This window comes from Dictyobacter arantiisoli (assembly GCF_008326305.1).
Lineage (GTDB): Bacteria > Chloroflexota > Ktedonobacteria > Ktedonobacterales > Ktedonobacteraceae > Dictyobacter > Dictyobacter arantiisoli.
In genome coordinates, this window is record NZ_BIXY01000153.1 from 1 (window position 1) to 7,005 (window position 7,005).

At 50.3% G+C, this 7,005-nt stretch carries 5 protein-coding genes and 1 tRNA gene; 3 read left to right on the forward strand and 3 right to left on the reverse strand.

Translation table 11 applies throughout. From position 1 onward, the window contains the following. Positions 1-311: 311 nt before the first annotated feature. Positions 312-2,996: a M1 family metallopeptidase gene (locus F1593_RS26830; protein ID WP_149404626.1), complete on the forward strand. Its 2,685-nt coding sequence runs from the start codon at positions 312-314 to the stop codon at positions 2,994-2,996. A gap of 146 nt (positions 2,997-3,142) precedes the next feature. On the opposite strand, the gene F1593_RS26835 is transcribed toward F1593_RS26830, so the two are convergent. Then, the gene (locus F1593_RS26835; protein ID WP_172632487.1) at positions 3,143-3,514 is read right to left on the reverse strand and encodes a thioredoxin family protein; all 372 of its coding nucleotides are present in this window, start codon (positions 3,512-3,514) and stop codon (positions 3,143-3,145) included. A 139-nt stretch (positions 3,515-3,653) separates the two neighbouring features. Between F1593_RS26835 and F1593_RS26840 the strand changes: the two genes are divergently transcribed. Beyond that, a complete protein-coding gene (locus F1593_RS26840) occupies positions 3,654-4,058 on the forward strand; it encodes a MerR family transcriptional regulator (RefSeq protein ID WP_172632488.1) in 405 nt (134 codons plus the stop codon). A gap of 140 nt (positions 4,059-4,198) precedes the next feature. Beyond that, positions 4,199-4,275, forward strand: a tRNA-Glu gene (locus tag F1593_RS26845). Positions 4,276-4,419: 144 nt separating this feature from the next. Here the strand turns inward: F1593_RS26845 and F1593_RS26850 are convergent. Both F1593_RS26850 and F1593_RS26855 read right to left on the reverse strand, forming a co-directional pair. Then, positions 4,420-5,727 carry a thymidine phosphorylase gene (locus tag F1593_RS26850; protein WP_149404629.1) on the reverse strand — a complete coding sequence of 436 codons (1,308 nt, stop codon included), beginning with the start codon at positions 5,725-5,727 and terminating at the stop codon, positions 4,420-4,422. 27 nt (positions 5,728-5,754) lie between these two features. Then, the gene (locus F1593_RS26855; RefSeq protein WP_149404630.1) at positions 5,755-6,531 is read right to left on the reverse strand and encodes a hypothetical protein; all 777 of its coding nucleotides are present in this window, start codon (positions 6,529-6,531) and stop codon (positions 5,755-5,757) included. Between the last annotated feature and the right edge of the window lie 474 nt (positions 6,532-7,005).

Genomic DNA, 7,005 nt, shown 5'->3' on the forward strand with positions numbered 1-7,005 from the left:
ATTTGAACCCAGGTTTGTTCCACTAGATAACATCTCGATCTGTGAATCTTGGCGCTGGTTCACCTCCTATTTTACCTCCTTTTCATCGTTCCGGGTGCTCCGCAGGAGCATGGACTATTTGAACGGTATTGCCCGTGAAGGGTGTCGTCTACGGATGGATTGGCGTTCCATATTTGGTTGAAGGCCTGGCAGGAAGAGTCTGCCCCTTGAACATAGGTATACCATTGAATTACCATGTACGTAGTTTGACCTCCAGGTGATATGATCAGAGAGGTTTGACACATTTGTTTTGTAGTAGAGGGAGTAACTTTGTGGCTAGTAATTGTACACGTGCGCAAGCGCTGGAATTAGGCAATGGCTATAGCTTATTGATGTTCAATGAGTTGCATGCCTTACCATCGCCAAAGTCGCGCTCATTTGAGTTTCCTGGCGATCAATTGAAGTTTGCCCCGGATCGACCTGCGGATGTTCGCCATGTCAAGCTAGATATCACGCTTGATTTTGAGCAGGAGACCATCAGTGGCACTGCCTATACAACTTTTTCAGCCCTGTATGAAGAAGTAACCACAGTGTCTCTGGATGCTGAGGAATTGCATATCGAGCAGGTAGCGCTGGCGAATGGGACGAAGCTGAATTATTCGACGACCAACCAGAAGCTGATCATTATTTTGGATCGCCCCTATAAGCATGGGGAAGAATTTACGGTTGCGGTAACCTATCATGCGAAGCCACGTACCGGCATACACTTTATGAAACCCGCCCCTGAAGATCCTACTCGTCCGATCCATGCCTGGACGTTTGGGCAGCCCCGTTATCATAGCCACTGGTTCCCATGCCATGATAGTCCCGATGACCGTGCGACGACGGAGATCATCGTCACCGTGCCAGCGCAGTTTATCACGGTATCGAATGGCAACCTGCTTGGGGTGACTGATAATGGCGCAACCAAAACTCATCACTGGCGTCACGATGTGCCTCATGCTGCTTATCTGGTCTCACTGGTAGTGGGGGATTTCGCAGTGATCGAGGATACCTATAAAGGGAAGCCCGTTCATTACTATGTGCGCAAAGACCGTAAAGAGGATGCTCCTCTTCTGATGGGTAAGACACCGAAGATGATTCAGTTCTATGAAGAATATCTGGGTGTTGAGTATCCATACGACAAATATGCACAGACCGTGGTTGAGATCTATACAGGCGCAATGGAACATACCAGCGCCACTACTCATAGCTTTGCCTTGTTGCCCGACAAGCGTGCCTCATTGGATATCGAATTGGAATCCGTTGTGGCCCATGAACTGGCTCACCAGTGGTTTGGGGATCTGGTGACTTGCCGGGATTGGTCAAATGGTTGGCTGAATGAGGGTTTTGCCACCTATTTTGAATTGTTATGGGGACAGCACGATCACGGTGATGATGAGTTTAAATATACATTATTGCAGGAAAAACTAGGTTATCTGGCTGAGGATCGTCAATATCGTCGTCCGATTGTGTATTATGTCTATCATGATCGTGGCTTTGAGTTGTTTGACCGCCATCTGTATAACAAGGGCGCCTGGGTTCTACATATGCTGCGCCATTATCTGGGTGATATCAACTTCCGTCGTGGCCTTAAAGCTTATCTGGAAACCTATCGCACCAAACAGGTGGTGACTGCTGATCTGATGCGCACCCTGGAAGAGGTGACTGGGCGTAGCCTGGAACGCTTCTTCCAGCAATGGGTCCATGGTGGTGGTCATCCCGAATTAGAGGTCAACTATACCTGGGATAATGAGCGCAAACTGGCAAAGGTAAAGATTAAACAGACGCAGAAGGTAGATGAGCTTACCGCTTGCTTCTATATGCCACTGGATATTGCCTTTACCATTCCCACCTCTGATGAAGAGGCACAACGTGAGCAAATTACACAGACACACACCGTTTCGATGCAGGTACAACTGGGTGAAGATGGTCAGGTTGAGCAGAGTTTCTATCTTCCTCTGGAGCGTGAGCCAGTCATGGTGCGGATCGATCCTGATGGCTGGTTGCTGAAGACCCTACGTTTTGAGCGCCCTGCCCGTATGCTGCGCTATCAACTGGCCCATGATCCCGACATTCTGGGTCGCATCGAGGCTGCGCAGGAACTTGCTAAATCCGGTGAAGAGGAAAGCTTGAATGCGCTGGTAAATGCGCTGAATAACGATCCTTTCCGTGGCGTACGTTCCGCCGCTGCACGCGCCCTGAGTGAGATTGGGAATGCGAAGGCTCAAGTTGCTTTGATCAAAGCGTTGCAAGAGCTTGATCCCCAGAAATCATCCAAGGTACGCAGTACTATTGCACTCGCATTGGGGCACTATCAGGCGCCCCAACAGGCAGAACTGGCGCAGCTTTCCTCGGAGGCTCTGCGTGTCCTGTTATCAAAGGGTGACGTGAGTTATCTGGTTGAAGCCAGTGCCGCGGAAGCCTTAGGTCAGACGCGTACTGAAGGCGTGGTTGCCTCCCTGCAGCCATTGCTGGATCGTCCCAGCTGGACGAACTATGTACAGCGCGGCATTTTCCGTGGCTTAGGCTTCACCGGTGACGAAAGCGTTATTGATCTCATGGCGCGTTATGCAGGTGATACGCACAACCATCCAACGCTCAGAAGGGCCGCTCTGGCGGGCTTGCAGGTTGTTGGATCGCAGCGCAACCTGTATAGTGAAGCAGCCCGTGAGCGTGCCGTGACAGCTCTGATCAACACGGTTGAACATGACACCTGGGGGCCAGCACGTTCGCTCGCTGCTATGGCTCTCTCTGAATTTGGTGAAAAGCGTGCCATCGCGGTCTTACAAAATCTTGCTGAGACCGAACTGGATTCGGGTGTCCAGCGCAACTATCTGGTCGCGGCGCAAACCCTGAGCACTGAAGACAAAGGCGATGCGCAGTTAAAACAATTGCGTAGCGATCTTGAAGAGATGCGTGAAGACAACCGCAAATTGCGTGAACAATTAAGCGCCCTGGAAGCCAGAGTCAAGTAGGGTATCCCTGCCTGGAACTCTATTGATCCTCATTTGAAACACAGAAGGAGTCCACATCTTTGCAATGTAGACTCCTTCTACTGAATGCTCATCTCCGGGTGTCAAAATGAGCTGGTGTGGTGAGTAGTGAAGAGATGATTCAAGTATTAGTCGCAGCCATTCTCGACTAATACTTGATCAATACGTTGTTTCAGGCTATTGGCCTGTGGTCCAGGTCCCACAATACGCCCACACTCTTTGCCATCTTTAAAGATGAGCAAGGTTGGCATGCCCTGGATACGATAGGTGGTCGGGACCTGTGGATTTTCATCGACGTCTAATTGGACAAAGCGTAGTTTGTCCTGATATTCTACGCTGAGCTGTTGATAGGCGGGTGCCAGAGCATGACAATGAGGACACCATTGGGCCGTGAACTTTATGATTACTGGCAGAGTTGAGTTTAAAACCTGATCCTTAAAATTCTGATCACCAATGTTCATCACATTACTCTGGGATGGTAAATTGTGGATTGTTGACATTGTTTGCTTCCTTTCGCGATGCATGTTTGTCCAAATGTATTTATTCTGTCTTGCTACTTGCTGATCATCTCCTCAAAGGTCTAAAATGAGTGTACAGGTTAAAGTTGACTTGAAGTCAAGAGGGAATGGAGCGGTTTTGATGTCTGAATTAACCATTAGCCAGATTGCACAGCAAGCCGGTATACGACCGTCGACGATACGTTACTATGAAAGCATTAATGTCTTACCTGAGCCGCGCCGGGTCAGCGGACAGCGACGCTATGATGAGACGATTCTGGAGCGTCTGGCCTTTATTCAGGTCACACAGAAGTTGGGATTTTCGCTGACAGAGATCCAACAACTCTTACAGAGCCACAATGAAGATGCACAGCTTTCAGAGCAGTGGCAAAATATCGCGCAGCAAAAGCTTGTTCAGGTAGAGCTATTGCTGCAGCGAGCGAGCAATGTCAAACAACTCCTCAGCCAGGGTCTACAATGTGGCTGCTCCAACTTGCTCGACTGCATCCAATGTGTGCTGCTGAATTGCAATAGTGCGCAGCGCTAATGAGCAGAAGGGATGCATTGATCAGATGAACGTCTTTATCTCTGTGAATAACCTCTTGACAAGCTGGGGCAGTTCATGGCATAATACGTGAGCTGAAGGGACAGGAGCACTTGCTGCCGCCCCTGTTGGCAATAGTATAAGGCGCATTCGTCTAGCGGTCCAGGACATCGCCCTCTCAAGGCGGAGATCACGGGTTCGAATCCCGTATGCGCTACCATTGAAAAAGAGCCAGTCATTTGACTGGCTCTTTTTTTGTTGTGAGGTTCTGTAATTGTTCAATATGAACTCATTGTCAGATACAGTATATGTCACAGGTAGCCTGACCTGCGAATACATGGCAGGCTACCTGTGTTAACTCTTCTCAGGGACGAATTATGTCACAGATGAGGGGGTGTATCTTGATAGGATGATCGCTCCATTGATAGCAGGCGAGCAGGGCGGATTGGATCTGTTGGGCTTCTTGCTCATCGCGGGCATGGATTTCGATCAGGGGATCTCCAGCCTGAATGTGATTTCCAACCTTAGCCTGCAAGACCAGTCCTGTGCGATGATCGACTGGATCACCTTTTTTGAAGCGTCCCGCACCGAGACTCATGCTGGCAAGTCCCAGTCCCTCGGCATTGATGGCTGCGATATAGCCACTCCGGGGTGCTGGCAGCATGCTGCGTACCGGAGCGACAGGCAGGAGTTCCGGTTGTAGGATCTGTTGCGCATTACCCTGCTGGGCAGCAATCACTTCGGCAAGCTTTTTGAGGGCGGCTCCCGATTGGATGGTTTGTGCTACAAGTTGTTCTGCTTCTGCCAGTGTTGCTGCTTTTTGCGTCATGACCAGTATCTCAGCCGCCTCGTGATAGCAGAGCTCAGAGACATCCTCGGGACCCTGACCGCGCAGGATATCGATGGCTTCACGTAGTTCCAGGGCATTGCCAATAGCTCTGCCCAGGGGTTGCTCCATCGATGTGATGGCCGCGACGGTATGTACTCCAGCGGCCTGTCCGATGGCAACCATAGCCTGTGCCAGCAGGCGTGCCTGCTCAATGTTCTTCATAAAGGCACCGGAACCGAATTTTACATCCAGCAATAGATGGGAGGCACCTATCGCCAGCTTTTTGCTCATGATGCTGGAGGCGATCAGGGGAATACTCTCGATGGTGCCTGTGACATCGCGTAAGGCATAGAGCTTGCCGTCAGCGGGTGCCAGATCATTGGACTGCCCTGCCAGGACAATCTGATGTTCGCGCAAGATGCGCATAAAATCTTCTCGTGATAGCTCAATCGTAAAACCATCGACCGATTCAAGTTTATCGACCGTCCCGCCAGTATGTCCTAATCCCCGCCCGGTCATCTTGCCAACGGCGACACCGCAGGCTGCCACCAGTGGAGCGACCGCCAGAGTAACCTTATCTCCAACCCCGCCGGTACTATGTTTATCGATCACAGGAGAAATTACTGTGTTGACATGTAATTGTTCTCCTGAGCGGGCCATCGCAAGTGTCAGATCACTGGTTTCGCGAGCATCCATGCCACGCCAGTAGATGGCCATCAATAAAGAGGCCATCTGATAATCGGGAATGGTTCCCTGCGTATACTGCTCAATCAGCCAGTTTATTTCCTCTGTGCTGAATGTTCCCCCATCCCTTTTCTTACAAATGAGTTCAACTGCTTGCATATACTATTGTTCCAGATCCTGTGCCAGTTATTCGGCCAATACGATGCGTAACGCTTCGGTGGAGAAACCATCATCGGTTTCAATTTGAAAGCGTTGTTGGGTCTGACTTCCCAGACGGACGTTACGATCAAATATCAGCTGTCCATTAGTAAAAGCGTAGGTGCTCTGTTCTTGATTATATACACCCTGGATGGTAAGTGTATCAAATTTATTGTTGTCGTAGGCATCCAACGCTTTTAACAGGGTTGCCACCTGTTGCCAGGGAGCGCAACGCCGAAACGCAATCCGAATAATCTTCTTCTTGCCATAGCCACCTTCATCATTGAGCACCGTATAATCCAGTGCCCCCTCTTTCAATTGCTTGAGTTGCGCGAAGGTACGAGGAGGGAAAGGAGCAGGCGGCTCTGGCGCGGCTGGTATTGGTGGCAAACCAGTTAGTGGCTCGTTATAGTGCCGATTGGGACGTCTGGCTGCCGTTGGACCTGTAGCAGGTGGAACTGGTCGCGGTGAAGCCTGTGGCGGTTTAGGAGCCACTGCGGGCCGTGCTATCGGTGGTGTAACTGGTCTGGCAGGTTGCGCAGGTTGGACTGGCGGATAAGGCCGATTTCCTACTGGTTGGGAGACAGGGCGAGCAGGTTGGACTGGCGGATAAGGCCGTGGTCCTACCGGCTGATAGGCCGTTGGCTGTGGTTGATTGACGGGCTGCTGGGCGTTTGCCGTTGGTTGCGATGTAAAATTGCGTCCACAGCGGACACAGTATTGGCTGGTATCGGGATTGAGTCCTCCACAATAGGGACAGCGCATAGGTTGCTCTCCAGTCTGGTTCAATTCAACAGGAAGCATAGAACTACTGGTGACAGAAATGATGGAAGCGCCTGTTGATTATACATGATACCCATTTGCATTTATACATGTACATAGAAAGAATATCTTTTTGCTGTAGTATACCACATAGACTGTGCCAATACAGAATATGACTATCTCAGTGTTGGCAACCAGGTGCTCTTTACAAAGTGTTTGATTCCCATGGTCTTCGCCATCCTGGCGCATGAGTTTTCGCACCGATGGTGCTCAAACCCCTTTATATTGTATGTTGCTGTAAATGTGCTATGCACATTTACAGCAACATACAATATAAAGGGCACAGGCGCGCACGCCTAAGTTTGGTCCAAATTAAGAGCCAGATGCAATGGTGCAAGGAGTGACCGCAATGCGTGAAGCAAGGCCCCAGCTGCAGGCGCGCGGCAATTTAAGGTGAGCGCCTGCACGTGACCATCG